Raw genomic sequence first — 24191 nt, 5'->3', positions numbered from 1 at the left:
GAAATGAAATCGTGATAAAGTTTATTATTTATTGAGCTCCTGCAACAGACCGTCCAGGTTCAGAATCCTTGTATACATTTGAAGATGTCCGTCTTCGGTTTTTGGCCAGGATTTTTCCGGTCTGTCCCAGTAGAGCTCTATGCCATTATTGTCAGGATCGTTTAGATACAAGGCCTCGGAAACGCCATGATCACTGGCACCGGTTAACGGATAATGTGCATGGATCAGACGCTGATAAATTGCCGCCAGATCTTTTCGGGTTGGATAAACAATCGCGGTATGAAACAGGCCAACCCCTTCTTTCTGAGCAGGAGGGTGATTTTTGCTGTACCAGGTATTCAGGCCGATGTGGTGGTGATATCCCCCGGCTGAGATAAAAGCGACCTGATCGCCATAACGCGTCGTGATTTCAAAACCCAGGAGCCCGCAGTAGAAATCAAGTGATTGTTCCAGATTTGATACTTTCAAGTGCACATGGCCGATGCGGGTCTGCGCGGGCACTAGATATTCGTTGGACTGCATAAGGGACTGAGTTTAAATTGAACAGGTAAGCATTCCGGATGTAAAACTCTAATTTACCAATCAATTTTCACAAAATGACCGGTAAAAACGTAATGGACTAATCTTTTTAGTAAATCATACAATTCTTTTAAAATATCATTGATGACTCGCCGCGAAGCACTAACCTCAATAATAGCTGTACCCGCAGCCGCTGATTTTCCATTTGAAACGAACAAGAAAAAGCCAGGTTCATTTATCTATTCGCTAAATATGAGCACGTTGCGTGGGCATAAACTGGGTTTTAGAAAAGAGCTGGAAGTGGCGGCCAAAGCCGGTTTTACCTCGGTGGAAATCTGGGTAAACACGTTACAGGATTTCCTGAAAACAGGCGGGACGCTGGCCGATGCCAAACGGATTGTGGACGATCTTGGATTAAAAGTAGAGGACGCGATCGGTTTTGCAACATGGATTGTCGATGACGAAACGGCGCGTTCAAAAGCGCTGGATCAGCTGAAAATGGAAATGGAACAACTGGCGCAGATTGGCTGTCCGCGTATTGCTGCGCCACCCATGGGCGCTACCACGGGAGCGTCGCTTGAACTCCCTAAAATGGCTGAGCGTTACCGGAAAATACTCGAACTGGGTGATCAGACCAAGGTTGTTCCTCACCTGGAATTGTGGGGTTTTTCGAAAAATCTCAGCAGGGTAGGAGAGCTGGTGTATGTAGCCGTGGAGGCTGACCATCCATCGGCGCGCGTGCTGATGGACGTATATCATTTGCATAAAGGCGGCTCAGGTATGGATAGTGTAAAAGCGGTAGGCAAACCTTTGATCGAGATTTTCCATATCAACGATTACCCGTCGACGCCGCCAAGGGAGACGATTGTGGATGCCGACAGAATTTACCCGGGAGACGGCATTGCGCCACTAAAAGGACTGTTAACCTCACTAAAAAATTCAGAAAAGCCAGTTATCCTTTCTTTTGAAGTTTTCAACAAAGAATATTATGCCCAGGATGCGCTGCTGGTTGCAAAAACTGGTTTGCAGAAGATGAAGCAGGTTACGGAGGGCGTGTGAAAATTAGGAAGTGCTTTAAGATTTAAGTTTCTTAAAGCACTTTTTTATTCCCATATCTCATTTGCCCCGGTCAAAATAACCGGTTTCCCATCGGTGATTATAATGGTATGTTCGTGCTGGGCTACAAAACCACCCTTATTACCGGTAAGCGTCCATCCGTCTTTTCCCTGGTTTGCATACGTCGAACCGGTTGAAATAAAGGTTTCAACGGCAACAACTGAATTTTTCTTAAAACGCTGTTTGTTGTCGTGGTCATAACAATTCAGGATTTCGTGCGGCTCCTCATGCAGACTTCTTCCAACACCATGTCCTGCCAGGTTTTTGATGACTTTAAAGCCGGATTTTTTTGCTTCGGTTTCTATAAAACGCCCGATCTCCGAAACTTTTACGCCACCTTTAATACGGTTAATGGCTTTCTGCAAAATGATTTTGGAAGCATTCACAAGCGGCAGATGGTTGTGAACATCCTCCCCGATAACAAAGGAGCCACCGTTATCCGCCCAAAAACCATCAAGCTCGGCAGAGACGTCAATATTGATCAGATCACCTTCTTTCAAAACCGTTAATTCAGACGGGATACCATGGGCTACTTCATGGTTGACACTGATGCAGGTCCAGCCGGGAAATCCGTAAGTTAATTTAGGTGCGGATTTTGCACCAAATTCATTCAAAATACGTCCACCGAAATCGTCCAGTTCTTTGGTTGTCATGCCGGTTTTGGCATATTCCCGCATTTGTTTGAGTGTGCTCCCAACAACTTCACTTATTTTCTGAATCCCTGTTAGTTCTGATACAGTTGTAATGGACATAACGATAATTTTAATTCCTGAAAAACGTCTGTGGTGTCTCCCGTCCGACGGCTTTTTTGCCGTCGGACGGGTATTGGAAAATTCCGAACCACCGGCATAAAAACCTCAATATCCGGAAATGCAACGACATTTCTAAATTTGCTTCTTCAACAACCACAGATTGCTATTGTCAGGTTCCGGTCTCATGCATTTGCCAGTGATTTATTACCTGACTTTGCTTGTTTCAGGCAGCGGAGCCTCTCTTTATTTTTGCGTAGATTTTGTTACCCGAAGCCCATTTTTATTTTCTGCATTTTTATCATAATTTTAATAACTGCTGCATGAAAACAACAAGACTATGGCGATATTTAACTTAACAGTAAACAACAAAAAGGTAAAGGTCGATGTCGAACCCGATATGCCCCTTCTTTGGGTCGTAAGAGATTTCGTCGATCTGAAAGGCACCAAGTTTGGGTGTGGTATGACACTTTGCGGCGCCTGTACCATTCACCTGGACGGTCAGCCAACACGGTCGTGCCAGACACCCGTTTCGAGTGTCGGTAAAAATACGAAGATTACTACGATTGAAGGAATTGGTAACGGGAAACTTCATGCCATTCAACAGGCCTGGATCGAAGAGCAGGTGCCTCAGTGCGGGTATTGTCAGTCCGGGCAGATTATGTCTGCCGTTGCTTTGCTCAAATCGAATCCGAGTCCAAGCGATCAGGATATTGATTCCGCGATGAGCGGAAATCTGTGTCGCTGCGGCACGTATGACCGTATCCGTAAAGCAATTCACCGTGCAGCAGATACGATTAAAGTATCTGAAAAAGGTATTGGCAAGAATTAATCCTTCACAAAACAGCAATCAAAGACATTGGAAAATATAAAAGCAACACGCCGTGATTTTCTAAAAACCACTGGTTTAACATCTTTCGGGCTGGCTTTGGGCATTTCTTCTTTTGCCAAAGATGCCGTGGTTAAGAAAATCAATCCGGCCATTATCAAGCTGGAAATTAACCCATTTATCATCATTGATACAGCTGGGAACATCACCATCGTTAACCCGCGGCCGGATATGGGGCAGGGCTCTACGCAGGCCGTCCCTTCGCTGCTGGCCGAAGAGCTGGAAATAAGCCTGGAACAGGTGAAAATTGTTCAGAGCGACGGGAAAGATAAGTATGGTAACCAAACGTCGGGTGGAAGCAGTTCAGTAAGGTCGTTATGGGAGCCTATCCGAAAAGCTGGTGCGGCAGCGCGTGAAATGCTGACCGAATCGGCCGCAAAACGCTGGAACGTTCCGGTTATTGAATGTTATGCCAAGGATGGAACCATTGTTCACAAGCCAACAGGCCGTAGCCTGAGTTATGGAGAACTAGCCGATGATGCATCGAAACTTGAAATACCCAAAAATCCGAAATTAAAGGATCCGAAAGATTTTAAGATTATCGGTAAATACAATAAACGACTGGATGTGCCCGAACGCGTTAACGGTAAGGCTGTGTACGGTATTGACGTGGATGTGCCGGGAATGGTTTACGCAAGCATCCTGCATTCACCTTCCTTGCATGGAAAAGTTGTTTCCATTGATGATGCGGAGGCAAAGAAAATTAAAGGTGTCTTAAAGGTTGTCAAAACCGAGCGTACCATGCCACACCGCACTTCGGAGGCGGTTGCTGTGATTGCTACCAATTGGTGGGCGGCGCTTAAAGGTAAAAAAGCACTTAAAGTCAACTGGGACAATGCTGATTATGAAAAAACGCTGAGCACGGAAAAATACTTTGCCGAAGCGCACGCAGCGGCAACAAAGGAGGGTATTAATTTCGAAGAAAAAGGGGATTTTAGCGCGAAGTACAATTCGGCTGGAAAAAAACTTGAAGCCAGTTACGAGACGCCGTTCCTTGCGCATGCACCCATTGAGCCGGAAAATGCGGTGGTGCACGTAAAAGAGGATGGCACGGTGGAGATCTGGGCGCCCATTCAGGGCCCCGACTGGGCTTTGCGGGATGTTTGCGCTTATCTGAAAGTCGCGCCGGAAAAGGTAAAGATTAACGTTACATTGCTTGGAGGCGCTTTCGGGCGTAAGGCTTATCATGATTTTCTTTTAGAAGCCTGTCACCTTTCGAGGGAGCTTAAAAAGCCGGTGAAAGTAATTTGGACCCGTGAAGATGATATCACGCAAGGGCCATACCGTCCTGGAATGGTTAGCCATATGCAGGGGTTTGTCGAAAACGGGGCGATAGCGGGTTATCATCACCACGCCATCGGAGAGTCTATTTTGGGGCAGGTTTTTAAAGGACTTAAATCGGATGAGGCAGATCCATGGCTGAGTGAAGAAATCAGTACAAACAACAATAAATATAATTTTGCGACGGCCTCAAAAGTGAGCTGGACCAACGTGAAAACAGATATTCCGATTGTCTGGTGGCGCTCTGTCTATGCTTCCAATTTTGGTTGGGGACAGGAGTGTTTTATCGATGAACTGGCACATCTTGCCGGGAAGGACCCAATGAAGGCACGGATGGAGCTTGTCAAGGATGACCGTTTCAAAAAGGTTTTAGAAACGCTGGCTGAAAAATCGGCCTGGGGCGAGAAGCTTGCAGAAGGCCAGGGGAAAGGAATTGCTGTCTTTAAATCCTTTGACAGTATTTCAGCAACCTGCATTACCGTGACCAAAAAGGATCAGGGCGTAACAATCGACAAAGTGATTTCTGTGATTGATTGTGGTTATTATGTCAATCCTGATAATGTGAAAGCGCAGACAGAAGGAAACATCGTGATGGGGCTAACGGCAGCTATCAAGGACGGTATTACGTTCACGAATGGCGTTTGTGATCAAAGCAACTATCATCAGTATAACATAATGCGGCTTAACGAAACGCCAAAAATGGAAATCTACATCGTGGATAGCGGAGCTAACCCTGGTGGGGTAGGTGAGCCGGGACTTCCTCCGATTGCGCCTGCACTGGGCAATGCCATTTTTGCGGCGACGGGAAAACGGATGAGAAAGCTGCCTTTGGATATCAATAATCTCGCATAAAGACATTGCGTTAAATTGAAAAATCCCTGAGAAGCACAAGCGTTTCAGGGATTTTTTGTTTGCTGATGAAGAAGATTAGAACCTGCCAAATTTCAGGGTTAAATTATAGGATACGTTGCTAAGGTCAGCATCGGATAAGCCGTGACCAGATGCCCCAAACGTTTTTCTGTAAGAAATACCGGGGGCAAAGCGCATCCATTTTAAAAGATTGAATTCAACCTGCACCCCAGGCTCCATCACGAAGAAGCAATTTGGATCTTCATGATCGTCGTCATCCCGATCGTCCCAGTGATCAAAATCATCCCAGTCTTTCCGGTCGTATTGCATGGTGAAACCTGCGCCGGTGGTCAGGTTGCCCACCACGTGAACACGTCTGTTGGATGCAAAAACGTATTCGGTCATCAGACCCACCTGTCCGTATTGGTAAGTCAGTTTCTGCCAGGGTCTTTCACTATAAATTTGCGGTACAGGAATGTGATTGGTGCTTCCGGCTGCGCTTAATCCAATTAAAAATTTACTATTGACAAACCAGCCGCCATAAATCTCAGCAATGTTGGCATAATCGCCGTTGATGGTCGTGAACTTATTGGAAATGGCTGCATAGCCACCGGATCTCTGGATTCCGCGTCCTTTGAAAACGGTTTGCATTTGCTGGGCAAATGCGTTGGAAGCGAGTAAAGACGACAATAGCAGGATCGTAAAGGTTATCTGTTTCTTCATGACTTTGATGGTTTTTCCCTTGTGACAATTCAAAACAGGAAGCCCCCTATGTCGTCAATAAATTGTTTGAAAATAAGAAACGTGCTACCCGACAGCCCCTTTTCCCAAACAAAAAGTGCCGGAACCCGACAGATTCCGACACTTTTTACTGTTTTTTTTAAATATTTTATTGAGCACCGTCCGTTTTGGCACGCTGTACGGCATAGTCCCCAACTTTGTGGCCTGTGGCTAATCCTTGCTCGCAGTCAAAGCGGTAATGAATAAGTCCGTAGATCCTTGAAAGGGATGCTTCGGCAGCCATGGCGTCCAGTTTTTCTTTATCCTTTGGGAAAATGTAAGAAAGAACTTCGGCCGCAGCACCTGAGAACATCGAGTGACCGGATGTATACGATGGGAAATTCGGCAAACCGACGGAAGTTTTAATTTTGCTATCCATTTGGTTTGGACGGGGATAATAATAGTAATATTTGGCATCCCAGCAGCAAACGCCAGCATCCTGAACCGCCGTGCCAAGCAACGCAAAAGTCCTTGCCGTACGCACTTCACTGAAATTATTGGCATGGCATAACTCGGCTGCTTTGCGGTGCCAGTGTCCCGGAGGCGTATAGCTACCTACACCATCGGCCCAGAAATTGGCAATGCGTGCCTGTTCGCGCGTTTGTTTTTTAGCAATCGTAAGAAGCTCTTCCATGTTCTCTTTAAACTCAGGACTATCGATCAACGGCGGAGCCTTAGGCCGAAGGGCGACCACGGTGGCGCTGTTGAAATTCCACGGCTGTACGAAACCATAGGTGGGAAGCATTGGTGGCCTGGCCGGGAATTCCTGGCTCAGCCACGGTTTGGTAATGCCTATTTTAGCTGCGTTGGTAATCATTTCCGCCGTTTTTGCCTGGTTGTTGGCAGCGCCCATACCATCTGCCTTGGCACGTGTCATCACTTTTTGCCCGACCGCTTTTCCAAGTACTTCGCCGGCTGTGATATCACTTTCTACGTTCATACCCGCCCATAAACGGCTATTTTTATGTTCGGCGAGTTTGGCTTCCAAAAACGGTACTTCACCAGGAAACATGGCTTTTAATATTTCAAAAGAGGCAGCCGCAACCACAGCATCTTCTGAAGGGTAGGATGGAAGGTCCGAAACAGGAAGCAAAGCCTTGATGGATTCATCTGTTTTGGAAGGTGCTTTACGGTTGAATTTAAATTTGTAATTCCAGGCCGATATCAACGCGTCATACTGCGCAACGCTCAGATAGGCAAGCGCCCTCGCTGTATAGGGTGGATTGGCAAATGGAAATTTAGGATCTGCGAGCGGATTGGCAGCATCCGGAACCGGATATTTTCCATCGGCATTTGAGGCGGGTGCACTGTTGTAACGAGCCGAAAGTTCTCTTCCGATTTCGTTCCAGCGGAAAGCTGCACCAGCTCCCCAGTAATTTACGATCTCGCGTTGCGAGGCCGTAACCGTAGTCATCGATTCTTTAAGTTTCTTTAACTCTGCCAGGTATTCGGTAGAAGCTGCGCCTTTGGGCTCCGCTACGGGAATTTCACTGGAAGACGAAAGAATGTAAGGTTTCCAGTTACCTGCATTGGCGTCGATCGTTGAAGGGGCGCTGACAGATGCAGAGGGTTCATTGACGGTTTTGTTGCAAGAAAAAAGAGCAATCACGACCATTATACTTCCTGTTAACGAAGTAAATGCAGGATGCGGGGATGATATTTTGATATTCATAACAAGATTCGTAAAACTGTAAATTATTTTTTGCCCGATTTTATGTAGCCAAACTGGTAAAGAATCCCAGCCTGGTAGCTTATCGCCTGACCCGCATTTTCTCCATCAACCACATAGGAAACTCTGGCGTTGAAGCCCAGGTTTTTGGGTTGGAATTTGCCATACCAGCCCACAGCCGTTGATTTCATGTTGTTGGTTGGAAAAGGCATTTGGTTGCGACGGATGTAGTCACCATCCACACAGGCGCCACGTTCTACAAAAACTTCTGTTTGAATCGCCTTATTGGTAAAGCCAATCCGCGCAGAAAGATCGTAGGCATTGGGTACGCTTACTTCATTGGTATTATAAAGTTTTTCGTACATCAGGTATGAATCCCGGTCTATTTTGATCTTGCTTCTGAAAATGTAGCTTGAATAGGCCGTTAAATACACGCCGCTGGTATGCTTGTAGCGCACCACAAGTCGCCCCGTCGCGGTTTTGGACCGAAGCCCGATCGACATAGGCATAAAATCCGGAACATAATTGGTCATTGGAACGGAGCCCCCAACCACGGCATTCAATGAAAGCCCCGATTTATTGAAGAAGCGGTATTTAAGCCAACCAGACACATCCTGGAAGCCTTTGTCCCATTTCAGGTTGCCCGCACTGGCTTTTGTCCAGATATACGGGACGCCAACAATAACATCGAAATTTTTCGTTACACCCACTGCAAGCATCGCCATCGCGGTCTGGGTTGTCTGGGTGCCGATGTTCAGGTTTTCTCGTTTGAGCTTGTTTTCCCAATATTTATCCCAGGAACTGTGGTTGTAGGATAAAGCCAGGCAGGCTGTATTTTTAGACATATAAATGGCATCGTTGGGCATTTGTGCATAAGCAGCACGGCTCACGATCATTACAGTCACAATCAGCGTCAAAAGACGCATTTTGGTTTGTATAGTTTGAGGCATATTTATTTTGTAATAATAGGGATTGTAACTGCCACGGTGAAAAGGCAGTGCTAATAAGAGTTTGTGGGTTACTGCCATCGAAGCAGAAACAATATTCTGCGTACAATCAACCGGTAAGACAGACCTGTCATACACACGGATTTCAGGAATCACGATAACGCTTTACGTTGATACCTTATTTCACAAAACGTAGTTAGTCTCAGGCGGGGGTGTTTGCAGGCGGAGCAGGTATGATGCATGCATCTGATTGGCGGACTGATAAGTCACAGCAACAGACGTTATCTGCGGAAGCGGTGGCTGGATCAGAAAATCCCCTTTATTCTGAAGATAGTTTTTTAACAAATTGCTAAGCAGTTTGATTGCTTTGCCATGCATATTGTCGGGTGAATCTTTGTCAGAATCGGTCAGTGACTGCATCATTTGAACGAGCTCGAAAAAATGATCACGTGCAGGCTGGTTGGATTTCATCGTCACATACAAAGTGTCGTTGGTATGCAGCACATGGGTGGCGTTGTAAAACTGTCCCTTGGCTTTGAAAAGTCCTTCAAGACCGTCCTCGTTTTCCCACTGTTCCGTATAGGGAAGCGAGGGCATATAAACCTTTAAAAGCTGATACTCGTCGTCGGTCTGAACCAGGGAGGCAGACTTATGCTGATCTTCAAATAAAAAAATAGCAGTTGTTAGCCCAAACATGTTGTAGAGCAACAAAATCAATAACCCTATGGCTGCTATTCTTTTCAATTTTTAGAGGAAAATGTATTCAAATGTAAGAATTAATTCACTATTTTAATATTCCGGCATGACTTATATATACATCATTTATAAAAGAAAAATTATGATAATTATGAAAAATATTTTCGGGGTAAATGCGGCTCTTAAAGTAACCATCATGCTACTTGTCAGTCGTTTAGGTTATGCTCAGGGGACTTCCTTTTCTCAGGGCAATTTTCGCGGCCTGGACAAGCTTGTGGGTACCTGGCGGACGGAAAAGAAAAGCGGTGTGCTGTACGAACGCTGGCAGAAGAAATCAGACGATCAGTTTGATGGTAAAAGTTTCAAAATTGTTAACGCGGATACGATTATTCTGGAAAAAGTCAGACTTGCCAAAGAAGGAGCGCGTATCGTTTATGCGGTCCGGGTTGACGGAGAAAATGATGGCAAAGAGACACTTTTTTACCTGAAAGAGATAAAAGGAGATGACTACATCTTCGAGGATAAGGAGCATGATTTTCCGCAGCGTGTGGTGTACAATATGCAGCCGGGCAATGCGCTTCATGCTTATATCGAAGGCGAAATAGCGGGGAAATCAAAGCGGTCGGCGTATCACTATGTCAGATTGACGACCAAAAAGTAAATCCGGACAACAGAAGAAATTTTTAAGGTTTGATTCTTAATATTGAAGTATTAACAGCCCGTTTTATGAAAAGATCTGATATTAACCCCATGCCTCAGTTTTTTGACCGGTACATCAATCTGGTTGAAGATATTGACATTTTTGAAGCTTTTGAAAAATATTCACCCGCCAGGATTTATGACAACATCAGTAAGTTGACTGCCCTAAAAAATAAAGTATATGCGCCGGGAAAATGGACGGTAAAAGATATTTTACAGCATCTCATTGATAATGAGCGGATCATGGCTTATCGGGCACTGCGTTTTTCAAGAAATGATGATACAGTGCTGGCGGGATATGAGGAAGAATTGTTTGCAGGGAACACATTGGCCGCCAAACGTACGGTCGCTGACCTGATGGAAGAATTTGAGCTGGTCAGAAAATCGACGATTCTGCTTTTCAGGAACATGGATAACGAGATGATGCTTCGCAGCGGAGTGGCTTATAAAAGCCGGATATCTGCGCTGGCGCTTGGCTTTGTGGTGATTGGGCACGCCATCCACCACATGAACGTGATCCGAAACAGATATTATTCACTATTGGATTAAAAAAAAACTGCGATGGTGAACAGCGTTACCGTCGCAGTTTTTCAAAATCGCAATTAAGCAAGCTGTTCAAGCGCTTCCTTTACGGATGTGACGGGCAGCTGGCAGGTTTTATCATAACAGACATAAATAGCTGTCTGGCCATTTACTGGTGTGCGGTTTTCCAGAAGCGGGAGTGAAGACTGCGTGGTAGTCCCGGCAATAATTTTATTGGGAACAAAAAAGCGGTCAAAGTCCTTACGAATTTCATCGGCGTTTTCTCCGACAATAACAATTTCGGCCGTTGGTGTAACCCGCTGACAATAAAGTGCCGCCCAATTGGTGACCCACTGTACATCGGCAAGCAGGATTTTCGTCATTTTGGAGAGCATTTGATCCGATAACTCCTGGTAATCGGTGCGGTCCAGCATCTTGCCAAGGGTATAGAGGTTCTGGGCCATCATCGAGTTGGAGGCCGGAATTACATTATCAAACAGCTCCTTTTTTCTGGCAATTAATGTTTCTCCCTCGGTATCAGTAAAAAAGAAGAACCCTTCGGAAGCATCGTAAAAATTGGCAATCGTATAATCGCAGAGATTTGTCGCTTCGGCGAGCCATTCAGGATCAAAGGTGATCTGGTAAAGGCCAAGATAAGCTTCTATAACGGCAGCATAATCTTCGAGGAATGCGGTAATGGAAGCTTTCCCGTTTTTGTAACTATGCCAGAGTTTTCCGTTTTCAGTCATTCTTTCGAGAATGAAACGACCGGTTTTGACAGCCATTTCGCGGATTGATTCTTCACCGGTTGCCTGATAAGCCGTTGTCAGCCCCTTGATCAGCAGTCCGTTCCAGGAGGCGAGGATTTTGTCGTCAAGTCCGGGCCGGATTTTTGAAGTACGGGCCGCGGCTAGCTTATCCAGCGCATTTTGATATTTGTTTTCAAAATCTTCACTATAAATTCCCGCTGCTTTTGCCGTTTCCGATGCGAAATTGGTTAAATGCAAATGGTTAAAACCATGCTCCCAATTACCATGCTGGCTAATGTTGTAAAGTTTTGAAAACCAGTTAAAATCCTCGCCGAGAATTTGTACCAGTTCGTTTTTCTGCCAGATATAAAATTTCCCTTCCACGCCTTCACTATCAGCGTCAAGCGCCGAATAGAAACCACCGTCCGGACTTAGCATTTCATTTTTAAGCCAGGCGACGGTTTGATAGATTCGCTCAGCATATAGCGTATTGTCTGTCAGTGCGAAAGCTTCTGAAAATATGGATAAAAGCTGCGCATTGTCATAAAGCATTTTTTCGAAGTGGGGGATAAACCATTCGTCGTCTACGGAATATCTCGCCCAGCCGCCACCGACATGGTCATAAATACCACCAAGGGCAATTCTGTTCAGGGATAATTCGATCTGCGCCAGAGCCTCCGGATTTTGTGTAATGTCGAAATAACGGAGCAGAAATTTGTAAATGGACGGCATCGGGAATTTGGGCGCACGGTCCATACCTCCTTTCAGGGTATCAAAGTTTTGTTTTAACTTTTCAAACATTTCGTCCAGCGCCTCAACGGTGTACGGCGTGGAGGTTTGGGTCAGTCCGTATTTTTTGATATCCGACTGCACCATATTTTCAACAAAACCATCCGCCGACTTTGCCAGGTCTTCATAATGACTGATGAAGGCGTTGTTGACGCTTTTTAGCAATTGAACCCAGTTTTGCGGCGGGAGATAAGTCACGCCGTAAAACGGTTTGGTGTCGGGGAGCAAAAAAACATTAAGCGGCCAGCCACCGCGTGTCCCCATCGCCTGCAAAGAATCCATGTAAACGGCGTCGACGTCCGGCCGTTCTTCCCGGTCAACTTTAATGCAGATGAAATATTCGTTCATGATTTCGGCGACATGGTCTTGTTCGAAACTTTCACGCTCCATGACATGACACCAGTGACAGGCCGAGTAGCCGATGCTCACCAAAATGGGCTTATTTTCAGCCTTTGCTTTTTCCAGCGCCAACGGCCCCCAGGGATACCAGTCGACCGGATTATTGGCATGCTGTAACAAATAGGGGCTGGTTTCCTGGCTAAGACGGTTCATTATTTTGTGATGACAATTTTTTGAGTAATAGTTTTATTGGCGCTTTTGAAGCGAGCAACATACAGGCCGGCCGCCAGCGAAGGCAATGTGACGGGCTGGTCCGACTCGCCTACCTGTGCCTGTAAATTCTTTTCATACATGACGGTTCCCTGTATGTTGATCAATGAGAACGCAACATTGGTAACGCCGTTGATTCCGGTCAATCTGACCTGTGACTCGCCAACAAGCGGATTTGGATAAAGAAATGCTTCGATAACCGTAGGTTCTGTCGAAGAATTATCCTTGCTCAGATCGAACTTGCAAAGAAAAACGTCTTTGCCTTTCAGTTTGATGGTTTTTACCCATTTTTGATAGGATAGTGTAATACTTGTTTCTGTATTATCCGCTGCATAGGGATTTTGTGCCGCGATCAGAATATGCCCGTCTTTAACCACACCGCGCCAGACTGGCTTTTTTGAAGTCATCAAATCTCTTGCCGAAGTCGGAATGACAAGCTCGTGATTTCCCTCGAACATATCCTTGAATTCAGAAAGACGGTATAATCCGTAAATAAAGTTTTCATAGGTGCTGTAATTTTCCTGGCGACCGGTTTCGTAAAAATTGTTTTCCCATAACCATAAACCGTTGGCCCCTGAAAAGAAAGGGAATATGGCGGTTGCCTGCGCCTGAAATGCAGTAATCATCGGCACTGTCGGGTCGAAGCTGTCATGGATACGCATCCAGACAAACGGAATAATAGGCTTGTCGCTCCATGCCCGGTTTGCTTCAATCTGAAAAAGGAGATAAGTCAGGTAATCCTTCCCGATCGGACTTTCATAACCATAGTAATAATACGGCGACGGTGTCAGGCTGTTGATGGCACCGTAAAAATTACCACCCAGTTTACCCGAATTATCCTGCATCAGGTAGTGCGTACGAGCCAGATTTGTCGTCCAATCCTGCCAGCTGTTACTTTCAATGTTTAACCAGGTGGAGCGCACGGGCACATCGCTGTAACTGCTTATGAGTGTAGATGCGTCCAGCCCTTTGCCCTTCAAATGATTAACAGCCTCCGTATACCACCAACGGATATCTCTTTTATAGGTCGCCAGAAACTCCGCATCTGAAAGGCTGCGATATTGTGCAGGAATGGCTGTATTGGTTTTTAGTTTTAATATGTCACGATCCTCGGTTAGCATGCGTTCCACATCCATGCAAATGATATCGGCTTTGGGAACTCCGCTACCATAGGAATCATTGAAGGTGTTGGCCATGTTGCTCAGATACTGATCCCACAATTTTCTGTAGGTCGTTGTATCATTTTCCCACGGACTTCTGAGCGCATCCATGCCCCAGGGCTGGTTTTCGCCGATGGTCGCAACGCTGTTCCAAAGCATGGCGCGGTTCTTGGCGGGAAGCGTGTTGCCCTCATTGCCCGTGAAGAGCGCAAGGTGACTGAAACCGTGTTTTAATGGTACCGATTCTGTATCGCCGAAGCGTGGGCCATTATAAATAATCTTAAAAGGTAAACTGAATTCGGGGAATTTGTTCCACTCGATTTTATTATTGACCGTAACCGGATTTAAAACGTAAGCGGGCTGGCAATCCTGTGCAAAAGATGGGATTGAGCTGATTATCAATAGTATAATTTTAATGTGTAAATATTTCAATGACATATTTGTGTGATGATCGATAAGAATTGATGAAACAAATCGTTATTTTTGCGATGCCAGCCGAAACTCAGTTAATTTAACTATTTTAAGATAGATTATATTTCTTATTTAAGATAGATTATATTTCTTAATCTGAAAACGGGTGGTTTAGCCAAACCTATTACTTTAAAAACGCAAAAATGAACCGTTTAATTAATCTTGTTGCTGTATTTGCCATTTTATTTCTGCTGGGTTCCTGTGGTAAAGATAGTGACGATCCCGCGAAGCCTACGGAAAAGAGCAAAATTCTTGTAAATTATCCATGGCTTATGACCTCCGTGACGGATTTGAAAGGCGTAGCCATTTCGCCTAGCCAGCTGAATCTGGAAACAAGAGCTATCTCCGAAATGGAAATTCAATTTTTGCAGAATAACGTCGTAAAAGCGAAGGACAAAAATACGCAGCAGGTCACGAATGGTGGAACCTGGGCGTTACAAGAAGACACGAATATTCTTGACATAAAAATTAGCGGTTTCTCGGGTGCATTTGGTGTTGAGGAAATCAGCAACAGCAAATTGAAATTAAAAAACAAAATGCCTGTAAATGGCGTTGCGGGAGTGGAAGCGATTATGGTATTTGAGCCGGTGATCAAATAATTCAGGCCTATATTCAATGATTGTACAGAAAAGCGGCAGCATTAATCTGCCGCTTTTCTTATTTTGCAGTAAATTTCTGCTTATGCAAAAGAATAACCCGAAAATTATTAACGCCTGGTGTATGTACGACTGGGCCAATTCAGTCCATGCTCTTGTTATTGTTTCAAGCATATTTCCCGTTTATTTTAGTGCGGCGGCTTTAAATGCATCTGCCGGAACGGGAATGGTTGATTTTTTCGGGCTTTCGGTCAAGAGCTCCGTGCTGTTTTCTTACACGGTTTCCGCCTCCTTTTTACTAACGGCATTACTTGTTCCTTTGTGCACGGCCATTGCGGATTTTACGGGTCAGAAAAAAAGGTTCATGAAATTTTTCTGTTACCTGGGGGCGATCAGCTGTATGTTGCTGTTCTTTTTTACAAAAGATACACTCAATTTCTCCGTCATCATTTTTGCGTTGAGCCTGATCGGGTGGAGTGGGAGCATCGTTTTTTACGATTCCTATCTTCCCGAAATTGCAACTGAGGATAATTTTGATAGTTACAGCGCCAGAGGATTTTCGATGGGCTATCTCGGCAGCGTGCTGCTCCTGCTTTTTAATCTGAGCATGGTTTTATTTCCCGCTATTTATGGCATTACCGACAAAGCAATGCCAGCCAGAATTTCATTTTTTACGGTGGGTGTCTGGTGGATACTTTTCGCTCAGATTCCTTTTCGTTATTTGCCTTCGGGTCAGCATGGAAAAAAACAGGTTAAAAACTGGATATTCAATGGTTTTACGGAGCTCGGGAAGGTTTATAGCGAACTTAGAGAGCAGCCATACCTTGCCAAATTCCTGGGTGCTTTTTTTGTGTACACGATGGGACTTCGTACGGTGATGTATGTGGCTACTATATTTGGGGCAAACGAATTGAAATTACCCTCTCAAAGCCTGATCATTACCGTTCTTTTGATTCAGCTGGTAGGTATTGCCGGATCTTTTCTTTTCGCCTGGCTATCCTCGCAGATAGGAAATATTTATGCATTGATGATTGGTGTGGCGATCTGGATCGGGATTTGTTCCGGTGCGTATTATACCACCGAAGCCATGGAATTTTACCTGATCGCCTGTGCGGTGGGTATGGTTATGGGGGGAATTCAGTCGCTGTCACGGGCGACCTATTCTAAGCTTATTCCTGACAATACGTCCGAATCAGCCTCATTTTTTAGCTTTTATGATGTGACGGAGAAATTGGCGATTGTAATCGGGACTTTTATTTACGGTGCTGTCGAGCAGGTAACGGGCAGTATGCGCAACAGTATTCTGGCACTCTTGGTTATTTTTGTGATCGGACTTATTCTGCTATCGAGAATCCCTTCACAAAAAGTGTATCGATATGGATTGGAGACAAAAACAAATTAGTATATATTTGCAACGATAAAAAGGATGTTAGCTCAGTTGGTTCAGAGTGCCGCCTTGACAGGGCGGAGGTCAGCGGTTCGAGCCCGCTACGTCCTACGGATGATTTTTCTAAGGAGCTGTAATATAGACTATTGCAGCTCTTTTTGTTTTTCTGCTGAAACAATGCTGAAACAAACTCTAAATTTTGCTCATTTTCGGAGCATTTCTCCAATGCCTGCCATTAACCAGTCTCCGGAAATATCATATTTTTTTATGACCAGGGAGAGTAGCGTTCCCGGGATCAGATATCTCTTTGGATAGAGTCTCATCTGATATAAGTGAGCAGTCTTGATTTCGTTTTCAATAGCAAACGAGTTGAAGTTTTTTACCACACCATTTTGTAGCAGGTATTCCAACATTACGAAAAATCTCTCGTGGATTTCTAACAGCTCAGGACGTTCAGTATTTGGCACAGTTTTCGCCGTAGATTTTTTTTCTTCTACAGGTGGCCGGCCGCGGCGCTTTTTTGGTAGTTCTTCTGTCATCTATGTAGAATATTTTATTGTTTTTCTCCCTCTGATATTTGATTTATTCGAGATTGAATTAATGGGGTATTTTCTTTCGTAGGAAATAGCGTAGATACACTTTCTTCCATGTTCAATGCGGGACGGAATTCAGCACCTTTTGACATTAACTCATCAAGTGTTTTGATTGATAATTTTAAATGTTCTAAACTTTCGTTTTTGCTTGGTATGTCGAAGCTATGCATAACAGCGCTTGCTTCGGCATCTATTAATGTGTTAATAGCTAATTTCTGGGCATTAATAACAGCTTCTCTCATGTCATTGCTGAGTTTTAGTTCTCTCAATTGTTGAACCATAATATCAGCTTCCAAGTGTTTTCTTCTCACCACAGCTGCTGACCAGCACAATTCGGCAATTAGTTTTAGGGCTCTTTGTCCAACTACAAGAACTACGAGCCATATTGAGCCCGGCTCCCCTCTCAAAATTTTTATATCACCATCTATGCCATCAAGTCGAATTGGCAATGATATAGATCTTTTTAAGTCATTTATATATTTTCCTAATTCATCGAAATCATCAGCTGCTGGTAGCTTTATTCGTATACTGGAACCTTCGTCAAGATTAATGTTGTTTTCAAGATAGGTTTTAAAGGCAAATACAGTTGATTTTAAATTGGTAAGTATAGCTTTCAAATTATCAGCTTCTGCAATGCTAGTGTCTATTGAATCAGTATCGGTAGTATATAATATTGAATGTTTAATTGTTCCAATTTGGTCATCGAATAGTCCGGTTTTACCAATTATGTTTATGTAATATTGTACATTTTTAATCGGACTAATTTGATATCTATTTTCATTTTTATTTGGGTTGAAATAGACTTCATAAGATAGATCGAGATCAGATGGATTAATATCTTTAATAATTTCGAAAACTTCAATCAAATTCATAACACACGCACAAATGAAGGATTTAATAAATATTTTTTTAGAGCTTAACACAGTTGTTCAGTGCGTAACCCTGATTTGTTTGACTATACTTATATTCAAGTTTTTGGATGTAATTTTTGGTGGTGGTATCATGGATCGATGGAAGGATAGGGGATAGATGGCTTATCACTGGCGGTAGCTAATCTATTTAGATTTTACCAACGCAATAGCTTTCATTAAATACTTGTCGGCGATAACTGACATAATTTTCGGTCCCGCTTGAAATCCATTGTATGCACTTGGGCTTTTACCAACTTCCTTTGTTCGTGCAATTTCTTCACCGGATTTGGAGTCGGAAATCTTGACATATCCGTGAAACATTGCACCTAATTTCCACGCGTTATACTGGCCATCTAAAAGACAATCAACTGTGTAATCTGACTGTAATTTATCTTCTGTCAGTTTTACACCTTCATACTTTAACTTGTCAATAATTTTTGATTCAAATTTTTTCTCAGAAGGTGTTACATAGAATACCTGACAATAGGTGCTCAGTGAAATTCCTGTTAATATTGATGTTATGAGGAGAGTCTTTTTCATTGATTATATACTGGAGAGTCTGTTTTAATTTTCTGATACGATAATTGTTTTCAATGATTGGTTATTATGCTTTTTTATAGGCCAGTTCACTCGCTCAATAATTTTGAAAGCTTATCTGAGAAATCTCTATTAATTTCTGAGTTTGAAGTTAGATCATCTGAATTACCTATGGCATATGTTGTAAAAAATCCGAGTGAAGCATTCACAGATAATATAATGCCATATTTTCGATCATCGCTCAAGTGGACAACATTGCCACCAGCTAAACCATGGTTGGGGGAAGCGTTCCTTAAAGTAAGTGGTAACATCCATTACAGTGGTCGTTATATTTTCAAATATCAATAATGCAGTTGTAATTTTCCCGTTTTGTTTATAATAGGAAATCAATTTTACCTTACTATTCTCTCCTTCATAAACTAGCAAATCATCTGTTTCCTGTACTAGCTTCCTTTTTTCTTTACTTTTAACATTTGCAATAGTTGAACCAAACTCAAGAATTGGCTCGGTCACAAATGTCTTTAAGGGTGAAATTGTGACCTTGCTCTCTACATTTTTTCCATTTGAAGTTCCAGTAATTGTAGTTTCGCCAATTTTTCGAGCTGTAAATCTTCCATTAGCATCGATTTTACCGACTTTTTCATTAGATGATTTCCAGGCGAATGTTGAAGCAAAGATATCCTCGGATCCCTTTTTTAACGCAAATTGATGTTGTTGGTCATATTTAAGCCCCAATGTCGGGGAATCAATAATCACGGATGGCTCTGGATCACTTTTTTTTGAGCATGATGTGATTAATAGCACTGATAAAAGTAGAGGAAGTAAGTTTTTCATTTTAAAAGGAGGTAGAGATTAAATATATTATTGTACTTTTTAGTAAGTGCGGGGGTATCGGTTAGAGAGTTATCGGCAATGCATTAACAAAAACCAGAATTTCCGAACCGGCTTGATTCTAAATTGAAATATTATGTTCATTCAAAAATTCCGTAAACTCATCTTTTCGTTTAAGCTTGTTTAAAACTATTCTGAGGCGATTGACATCATATCCGTAATGCGTTATTGTTAGATTTTGGCTTGCAATCCCAAACACAATCAAATCTTTATAAGTCGATACAGCTTGTTCAAGTTTGCCGGATTTTTCATAAGCTTTGGCCTTTGCCTTTCTGTTCATCAACTCTTTCCATTCCTTTTCATTAAAAATAAACCGCTTTCTACCTTCCTCTAATTCATTTAGCAATGACTGCTCAACAATGACTGACTTTTTACCTGATAATGTCGCGTTAGTAAGCAAATCCAAAGTATGCGGATCTATCACCGCCCCTTTAATATATTTTTCGAGACTTTTAGTAGTGACTTTCTTTTGTGTAGAGGATATATATTCAATGGTTTTTGGGGCACTCTTTTGTTTGCCAATTTTACTAACCTTTGGCGTTTTGAAAATATCTTTCGCTACGGAGGTTAACAGTTTGCTGAAAAATGATTTTTTTGCCATTTATGATTGCTGGATTATTTTTTCTGAGCCCAGAATACTTCACTACTCAATTTTTGTAAATTTTCCATTTACTGTGAGATAATCAAAAGAACCATGAGTCTCAAATACCATTGTGCTCCTATTCATTGCCCCGAAGCCATTTTTCGCGCCGTAGTCTACGGTGAATTTCACCTCAGGTGATTTTAGTAACTCTACTTTTTCTTCATGGATCACAAGCGATTCGGGGTCTTTTAGAGTTTTTTGAAGGTATTTTTCATAAATTTTTCTACCCGTAGATATATCATTGTTTTCGCACGCGGATAATAAAACTAACAAGGCAAAGGGAAGTAATAGTTTTTTCATTTTTAGAGAGGGTTCGGTTAACTATTAATCATATATGGGTCTTCTTAATCACTCCTTTAACTAAATAAAGATTCAAGACTTCCTCCATTCTCATATCCATATCGTCAAAATCTTTATTGTAACTCCTTAAGATAATCCATCCAACCTTAGGACTTCGGCGTATTATTTTAACTAGTCGATATTCAGCAGTTACAACCAGAAAGATATCCCCGAAAGAAATGGATTCCCTATTATTGATTTCCTTACAGGCGATGATGTCTCCTGATTTTATTCTATCCTCCATGCTATCGCCACTGACTCTACAAGCAAAAGTGCAATCTTCAAAGCCTGGGGAATATATATAAGTGGATGGAATTTCATTTGTGTCATTATAAACTGTCACCGGACCGCCTTGGCCTTGTCTCCATTCAAAAAAAGGAATGCTGCCGGGAATATTTCTAAGTGGATCGTCGTAGATGATAGTGCTTTCTTTTGCTTCTACTGAGCTATTTACAAGTTTTTGGCCACTCAGTATTTCATTTTTTCTTTCTCTTTTTGTCATTTCTCCATTTCCGGAAATTAACCACTCTAAGTTTAAATCTGGATATTTGATGAATATTTTCTCCAATGTATCCATTCCAATAGTTTTTCCATTGGCTATCGCCTTGGAAATAGCCCCATTGGAAACATCAATGCTCTTTTCTAGGGCATATGGTGTTATTTTTAAATAGTTGATTATGAATTCATTAAGTCTCTGTGAAAACATTTTTAGAAAATTTTCTCTCAATGTACTTGTAAGTAGAAAATATTCAAGTACATTTGTTATGTCAAATAGAAAACAAGTGCAATACTAAAACAAAAGTAACCAAAATGGATAAATCAATTCATAAAAAACTAACCGAACGGCATAATGAGTTGATAAAGATGGGAAAAGTCATGGTGGCTGTCAAGGAAAGCACGTACACGTATAAGACCTATGAGAGGGCGATTAAGGGCGGCGACGAGGTTAGGGCTGATACGTTGGAGCATATTTTAAGCGCGCAATCCAAGGTGATCGATTCAACGAGAAGGAAGTTACTTGCGCTGTAATTACGTTTTTAATTGTCATTTATTAGTTATCTACTATCAATTAGAATATGGAGAATCTTATTCCGATTTCAGTTAGCGAAGGTGGTAAAAACATAATTTCATCAAGAGATTTATATGTGTTCCTTGAAGTAAAAAGAGACTTTACAAACTGGTGCAAACAAATGTTCGATTATGGCTTTGAGGAAGGGAAAGACTTTACGCCAATTTTGGCGAAAAGTACCGGAGGTCGCCCAAGCATTGACTATGCGATAACGCTTGATTCCGCAAAGGAGATCTCAATGATCCAGCGCACCGCCAAAGGAAAACAAGCTCGCCAATATTTCATCGCTTGCGAGAAAAGATTGAAAGAAGTTGTTGCCGGTGTTCGAATTCCACAAACATTGTCGGAGGCATTACAGTTGGCCGCTGACCAGGCAAGGAAAATTGAAGAGCAGACTAAGCAGATCCAATCCGACAAACCGAAAGTAATTTTCGCAGATGCGGTATCAGTTTCAAACGATGCGATTCTTGTGGGCGAAATGGCCAAGATCTTAAAGCAGAATGGCGTCAACATGGGGCAGAATCGATTCTTCGAATGGTTGAGAAAGAACGGTTATTTAATCAGCCGGTCCGCCACTGATTACAACATGCCAACCCAATATGCCATGGAAAGAAACCTCTTTAAAATCAAAGAAACCTCCATAGCACATTCCGATGGCCGGGTAACGATTGGGAAAACAGCTAAGATTACAGGAGAAGGTCAAATTCATTTCATCAACAAATTTTTAAAAAGGTAAGAATGCCAAAATCGCAACTAAACCTCAATAAGATTCATCTCCAAGTAGAAGGTTTTATTCTGTCATATGATTCAGAAGCGCAATTGCAGGAGGAGCTTTACCAAATGTTTATCGCCAGTATTATGAATCAGTGCGAAATGTCACCTGAGCAGTTAACGAGTAGAGCGCTGCTGTTTGATGGATTAAAAAATTTATTTCAACACATAAATCCTGAAACGATATGCAGGCAATGATCATGATTGAGCACTCGGAATGGAAAGCAATGACTGACCTTGTGCAAAAATTGTCCGACTCTGTTGATTTGATAGCAAAGGACCGGCTTACACCTGAAACGCTCACACATAAAGAAGCAGCTGATTACCTGGGATATTCTGAAAGGAGACTGCATCAGTTAAAAGACGACAGGAAAGTCTCTTTTTCGCAGCATAGCAGGAAAATCACCTATAAGCTTGCCGATCTCGACGAATTCTTAAAGGAACACAGAATCCAAAAACGTAAAACATAAATCATGAACAAGCTTTTACACGCATTTATTACCTGGATAATTGATGTTGTCTGGGTATTGATTTCAATCCTTGGGGTTATAATTGTTTTCCCCATCTTATTGGTTCAAACGTTTGACAGGCTCTTACACTTTCGAAAATCAAAATGGAAAAGTTTGTAATCTTTATCGCGTTCGCACTTACGCCGGCAGCTATTCATTTTCTAAAACCGGTCTTAAACTGGCTCATTTCAAATCCGACACTTTACACACGGGAATTTGGTTATCTGCCACTTTTACTAATCGTTTTCACTGTTTTTATCACTATCAAAATCAAGTGTAAAAAATGAAATTCATCGAACTGGAATACTGGCTTGCCGTGATCGGCGAGAATGGATACGCATGGGGTGTTGGTGTGGGTGTATGTGTGATTGCAGTGATTATTATGCTCCCGATGCTTCTTGAAGGCCTTTTTAAGCGAAGAAATAATTCGCGTATATAGTTAGTAGTTTATTGTAAAATCTTAATAAATCAAATAAAATGGAAGTAATTCAGATTAACCAAACCGAAATGATTAGCGCTCTAAACAGAGCCGAGGTTGATATCCAAATTGCAACGGCAAAGCAATACCCTCGAAACATTACCAATGTTTTGAAAACCATTGAAATGTATGCTACAATGGATGAAGAAACAGCTGAGGATTGTTTCTATGCACTAAGACGAGGGAAAGGCGACGATACTGCTGTGATTGAAGGGTTGTCAGTTCGTATGGCCGAAATATTTGCCGGAGCCTGGGGAAATATCAGAGTTCAAACTCGGATAATTGGCAATGATGGGAAAACGATTACTGCACAGGGAATGTGTCATGATCTGGAAACCAACTTTGCAACCTCCGTTGAAGTAAAGCGTCGTATCACAAACAAATCCGGCCAGACTTTCAGTGAAGATATGCAGGTAGTTACTGGTAACGCAGCTTCTTCTATCGCTTTTCGGAATGCTGTATTTAAGGTAATTCCTAAGGCTGTTACCAAAAAGGTTATTGGAAACATCAAACAAGTGGCGTTAGGTCAGTCGATAGATTTGGAAGAAACACGCCAGAAAATTGTGGCCTACTTTCTCAAAATTGGAGTTACAGAACAACAAATTGTTGAGCATCTGGAAATAAAAAAGATTTCGGATATCAATAAGGAAAATGTTTTCTATTTGAGAAGTCTTGCTAATGCCATTAAAGAAGGCACTACATCAGTAGTTGAGACCTTTAAGAAAAACACCGCTGATTCTGATAAAATTGCGTCGGATGCAAAGCAAAAAGCTGAGGATATTAAAAGCAGGACCGAAAACGCAATGAACAAAGCAAATGCGGCAGCTGGCAAACCGGCTGTAACTACAGCAGACAAATTTGACGGACAGGCTGCTGTAAATGTAGATCCGGAAACGGGTGAGGTTACAAAATAATCAACATTCATAAACTTATCTGACATCAAACATTGCAACAGCGATAAGCCCGTAGTCGG

The 24191-nt window shown here is 42.6% G+C and carries 28 protein-coding genes and 1 tRNA gene; 14 read left to right on the top strand and 15 right to left on the bottom strand.

Going from position 1 to position 24191, the window contains the following annotated elements:
- Positions 1 to 24: 24 nt before the first annotated feature.
- Positions 25 to 522: a VOC family protein gene (locus RB622_RS05725; RefSeq protein WP_308045574.1), complete on the bottom strand. Its 498-nt coding sequence runs from the start codon at positions 520 to 522 to the stop codon at positions 25 to 27.
- 141 nt (positions 523 to 663) lie between these two features.
- On the opposite strand from RB622_RS05725, the gene RB622_RS05720 reads away from it, so the two are divergent.
- Complete coding sequence (locus RB622_RS05720) at positions 664 to 1578, top strand: sugar phosphate isomerase/epimerase family protein (protein WP_308045573.1); 915 nt, start codon at positions 664 to 666, stop codon at positions 1576 to 1578.
- Between the two features lie 44 nt (positions 1579 to 1622).
- On the opposite strand, the gene map is transcribed toward RB622_RS05720, so the two are convergent.
- Positions 1623 to 2387, bottom strand: coding sequence for a type I methionyl aminopeptidase (gene map / locus RB622_RS05715; protein ID WP_308045572.1), 765 nt, complete (start codon positions 2385 to 2387; stop codon positions 1623 to 1625).
- A gap of 337 nt (positions 2388 to 2724) precedes the next feature.
- Here map and RB622_RS05710 point away from each other — a divergent pair, with 337 nt between their 5' ends.
- Together RB622_RS05710 and RB622_RS05705 are read left to right on the top strand one after the other, a co-directional pair.
- Entirely contained in the window at positions 2725 to 3216 is a 492-nt protein-coding gene (locus RB622_RS05710) for a 2Fe-2S iron-sulfur cluster-binding protein (RefSeq protein WP_308045571.1), read from the top strand.
- Positions 3217 to 3243: 27 nt separating this feature from the next.
- On the top strand, positions 3244 to 5406 hold the full coding sequence (locus tag RB622_RS05705) for a molybdopterin cofactor-binding domain-containing protein (protein WP_308045570.1): 2163 nt from the start codon (positions 3244 to 3246) through the stop codon (positions 5404 to 5406).
- Positions 5407 to 5481: 75 nt separating this feature from the next.
- On the opposite strand, the gene RB622_RS05700 is transcribed toward RB622_RS05705, so the two are convergent.
- The 4 genes from RB622_RS05700 to RB622_RS05685 all read right to left on the bottom strand — a co-directional run bounded on the left by RB622_RS05700 (position 5482) and on the right by RB622_RS05685 (position 9543).
- Positions 5482 to 6126 (bottom strand): hypothetical protein, encoded by a 645-nt coding sequence (locus tag RB622_RS05700; protein WP_308045569.1) that lies wholly within the window; start codon positions 6124 to 6126, stop codon positions 5482 to 5484.
- A 166-nt stretch (positions 6127 to 6292) separates the two neighbouring features.
- Entirely contained in the window at positions 6293 to 7798 is a 1506-nt protein-coding gene (locus tag RB622_RS05695) for a phosphatase PAP2 family protein (RefSeq protein ID WP_308045783.1), read from the bottom strand.
- 80 nt (positions 7799 to 7878) lie between these two features.
- Complete coding sequence (locus tag RB622_RS05690) at positions 7879 to 8778, bottom strand: hypothetical protein (protein ID WP_308045782.1); 900 nt, start codon at positions 8776 to 8778, stop codon at positions 7879 to 7881.
- 204 nt (positions 8779 to 8982) lie between these two features.
- Positions 8983 to 9543, bottom strand: coding sequence for a hypothetical protein (locus tag RB622_RS05685; RefSeq protein WP_308045568.1), 561 nt, complete (start codon positions 9541 to 9543; stop codon positions 8983 to 8985).
- A gap of 103 nt (positions 9544 to 9646) precedes the next feature.
- Between RB622_RS05685 and RB622_RS05680 the strand changes: the two genes are divergently transcribed.
- Positions 9647 to 10156, top strand: coding sequence for a DUF6265 family protein (locus tag RB622_RS05680; protein ID WP_308045567.1), 510 nt, complete (start codon positions 9647 to 9649; stop codon positions 10154 to 10156).
- A gap of 65 nt (positions 10157 to 10221) precedes the next feature.
- Entirely contained in the window at positions 10222 to 10743 is a 522-nt protein-coding gene (locus RB622_RS05675) for a DinB family protein (protein WP_308045565.1), read from the top strand.
- Between the two features lie 53 nt (positions 10744 to 10796).
- Here the strand turns inward: RB622_RS05675 and RB622_RS05670 are convergent, their stop codons facing one another.
- Both RB622_RS05670 and RB622_RS05665 read right to left on the bottom strand, forming a co-directional pair.
- Positions 10797 to 12806, bottom strand: a complete 2010-nt coding sequence (locus tag RB622_RS05670; RefSeq protein WP_308045564.1) for a thioredoxin domain-containing protein — start codon at positions 12804 to 12806, stop codon at positions 10797 to 10799.
- Complete coding sequence (locus RB622_RS05665; protein WP_308045563.1) at positions 12806 to 14425, bottom strand: T9SS type A sorting domain-containing protein; 1620 nt, start codon at positions 14423 to 14425, stop codon at positions 12806 to 12808. Before RB622_RS05665 ends, RB622_RS05670 begins: the two co-directional genes overlap by 1 nt.
- Before the next feature lie 212 nt (positions 14426 to 14637).
- On the opposite strand from RB622_RS05665, the gene RB622_RS05660 reads away from it, so the two are divergent.
- The 3 genes from RB622_RS05660 to RB622_RS05650 all read left to right on the top strand — a co-directional run bounded on the left by RB622_RS05660 (position 14638) and on the right by RB622_RS05650 (position 16588).
- On the top strand, positions 14638 to 15093 hold the full coding sequence (locus tag RB622_RS05660) for a hypothetical protein (RefSeq protein WP_308045562.1): 456 nt from the start codon (positions 14638 to 14640) through the stop codon (positions 15091 to 15093).
- A gap of 82 nt (positions 15094 to 15175) precedes the next feature.
- A complete protein-coding gene (locus RB622_RS05655; protein WP_308045561.1) occupies positions 15176 to 16492 on the top strand; it encodes an MFS transporter in 1317 nt (438 codons plus the stop codon).
- 21 nt (positions 16493 to 16513) lie between these two features.
- Positions 16514 to 16588 (top strand) — tRNA-Val (locus RB622_RS05650).
- A 92-nt stretch (positions 16589 to 16680) separates the two neighbouring features.
- Here RB622_RS05650 and RB622_RS05645 read toward each other — a convergent pair.
- From RB622_RS05645 to RB622_RS05615, 7 genes are all read right to left on the bottom strand, one after another.
- Positions 16681 to 17016, bottom strand: a complete 336-nt coding sequence (locus RB622_RS05645; protein ID WP_308045560.1) for a hypothetical protein — start codon at positions 17014 to 17016, stop codon at positions 16681 to 16683.
- 14 nt (positions 17017 to 17030) lie between these two features.
- Positions 17031 to 17942, bottom strand: a complete 912-nt coding sequence (locus RB622_RS05640) for a hypothetical protein (protein ID WP_308045559.1) — start codon at positions 17940 to 17942, stop codon at positions 17031 to 17033.
- Between the two features lie 183 nt (positions 17943 to 18125).
- Positions 18126 to 18521 carry a hypothetical protein gene (locus RB622_RS05635; protein ID WP_308045558.1) on the bottom strand — a complete coding sequence of 132 codons (396 nt, stop codon included), beginning with the start codon at positions 18519 to 18521 and terminating at the stop codon, positions 18126 to 18128.
- Between the two features lie 231 nt (positions 18522 to 18752).
- Positions 18753 to 19352 (bottom strand): Ig-like domain-containing protein, encoded by a 600-nt coding sequence (locus tag RB622_RS05630; RefSeq protein WP_308045556.1) that lies wholly within the window; start codon positions 19350 to 19352, stop codon positions 18753 to 18755.
- Positions 19353 to 19470: 118 nt separating this feature from the next.
- Positions 19471 to 20010: a hypothetical protein gene (locus RB622_RS05625; protein ID WP_308045555.1), complete on the bottom strand. Its 540-nt coding sequence runs from the start codon at positions 20008 to 20010 to the stop codon at positions 19471 to 19473.
- A gap of 42 nt (positions 20011 to 20052) precedes the next feature.
- Positions 20053 to 20352, bottom strand: coding sequence for a hypothetical protein (locus RB622_RS05620; protein WP_308045554.1), 300 nt, complete (start codon positions 20350 to 20352; stop codon positions 20053 to 20055).
- 28 nt (positions 20353 to 20380) lie between these two features.
- Complete coding sequence (locus RB622_RS05615) at positions 20381 to 21118, bottom strand: S24 family peptidase (RefSeq protein WP_308045553.1); 738 nt, start codon at positions 21116 to 21118, stop codon at positions 20381 to 20383.
- Positions 21119 to 21201: 83 nt separating this feature from the next.
- Between RB622_RS05615 and RB622_RS05610 the strand changes: the two genes are divergently transcribed.
- The 6 genes from RB622_RS05610 to RB622_RS05585 all read left to right on the top strand — a co-directional run bounded on the left by RB622_RS05610 (position 21202) and on the right by RB622_RS05585 (position 24132).
- The gene (locus RB622_RS05610) at positions 21202 to 21420 is read left to right on the top strand and encodes a hypothetical protein (protein WP_308045552.1); all 219 of its coding nucleotides are present in this window, start codon (positions 21202 to 21204) and stop codon (positions 21418 to 21420) included.
- A 47-nt stretch (positions 21421 to 21467) separates the two neighbouring features.
- Positions 21468 to 22196 carry a phage antirepressor KilAC domain-containing protein gene (locus tag RB622_RS05605; protein WP_308045551.1) on the top strand — a complete coding sequence of 243 codons (729 nt, stop codon included), beginning with the start codon at positions 21468 to 21470 and terminating at the stop codon, positions 22194 to 22196.
- Between the two features lie 2 nt (positions 22197 to 22198).
- Complete coding sequence (locus RB622_RS05600) at positions 22199 to 22429, top strand: hypothetical protein (protein WP_308045550.1); 231 nt, start codon at positions 22199 to 22201, stop codon at positions 22427 to 22429.
- Positions 22417 to 22701, top strand: a complete 285-nt coding sequence (locus RB622_RS05595; RefSeq protein ID WP_308045549.1) for a helix-turn-helix domain-containing protein — start codon at positions 22417 to 22419, stop codon at positions 22699 to 22701. Before RB622_RS05600 ends, RB622_RS05595 begins: the two co-directional genes overlap by 13 nt.
- 322 nt (positions 22702 to 23023) lie before the next feature.
- A complete protein-coding gene (locus RB622_RS05590; RefSeq protein WP_308045548.1) occupies positions 23024 to 23179 on the top strand; it encodes a hypothetical protein in 156 nt (51 codons plus the stop codon).
- 38 nt (positions 23180 to 23217) lie between these two features.
- Entirely contained in the window at positions 23218 to 24132 is a 915-nt protein-coding gene (locus RB622_RS05585; protein WP_308045547.1) for a hypothetical protein, read from the top strand.
- The last annotated feature ends 59 nt before the right edge of the window (positions 24133 to 24191 follow it).

Source organism: Dyadobacter sp. LHD-138 (assembly GCF_030929615.1).
Taxonomy (GTDB): domain Bacteria; phylum Bacteroidota; class Bacteroidia; order Cytophagales; family Spirosomataceae; genus Dyadobacter.
Note: the sequence above shows the minus strand (reverse complement) of the source record. Positions and strands in the feature narration are given on the sequence as shown.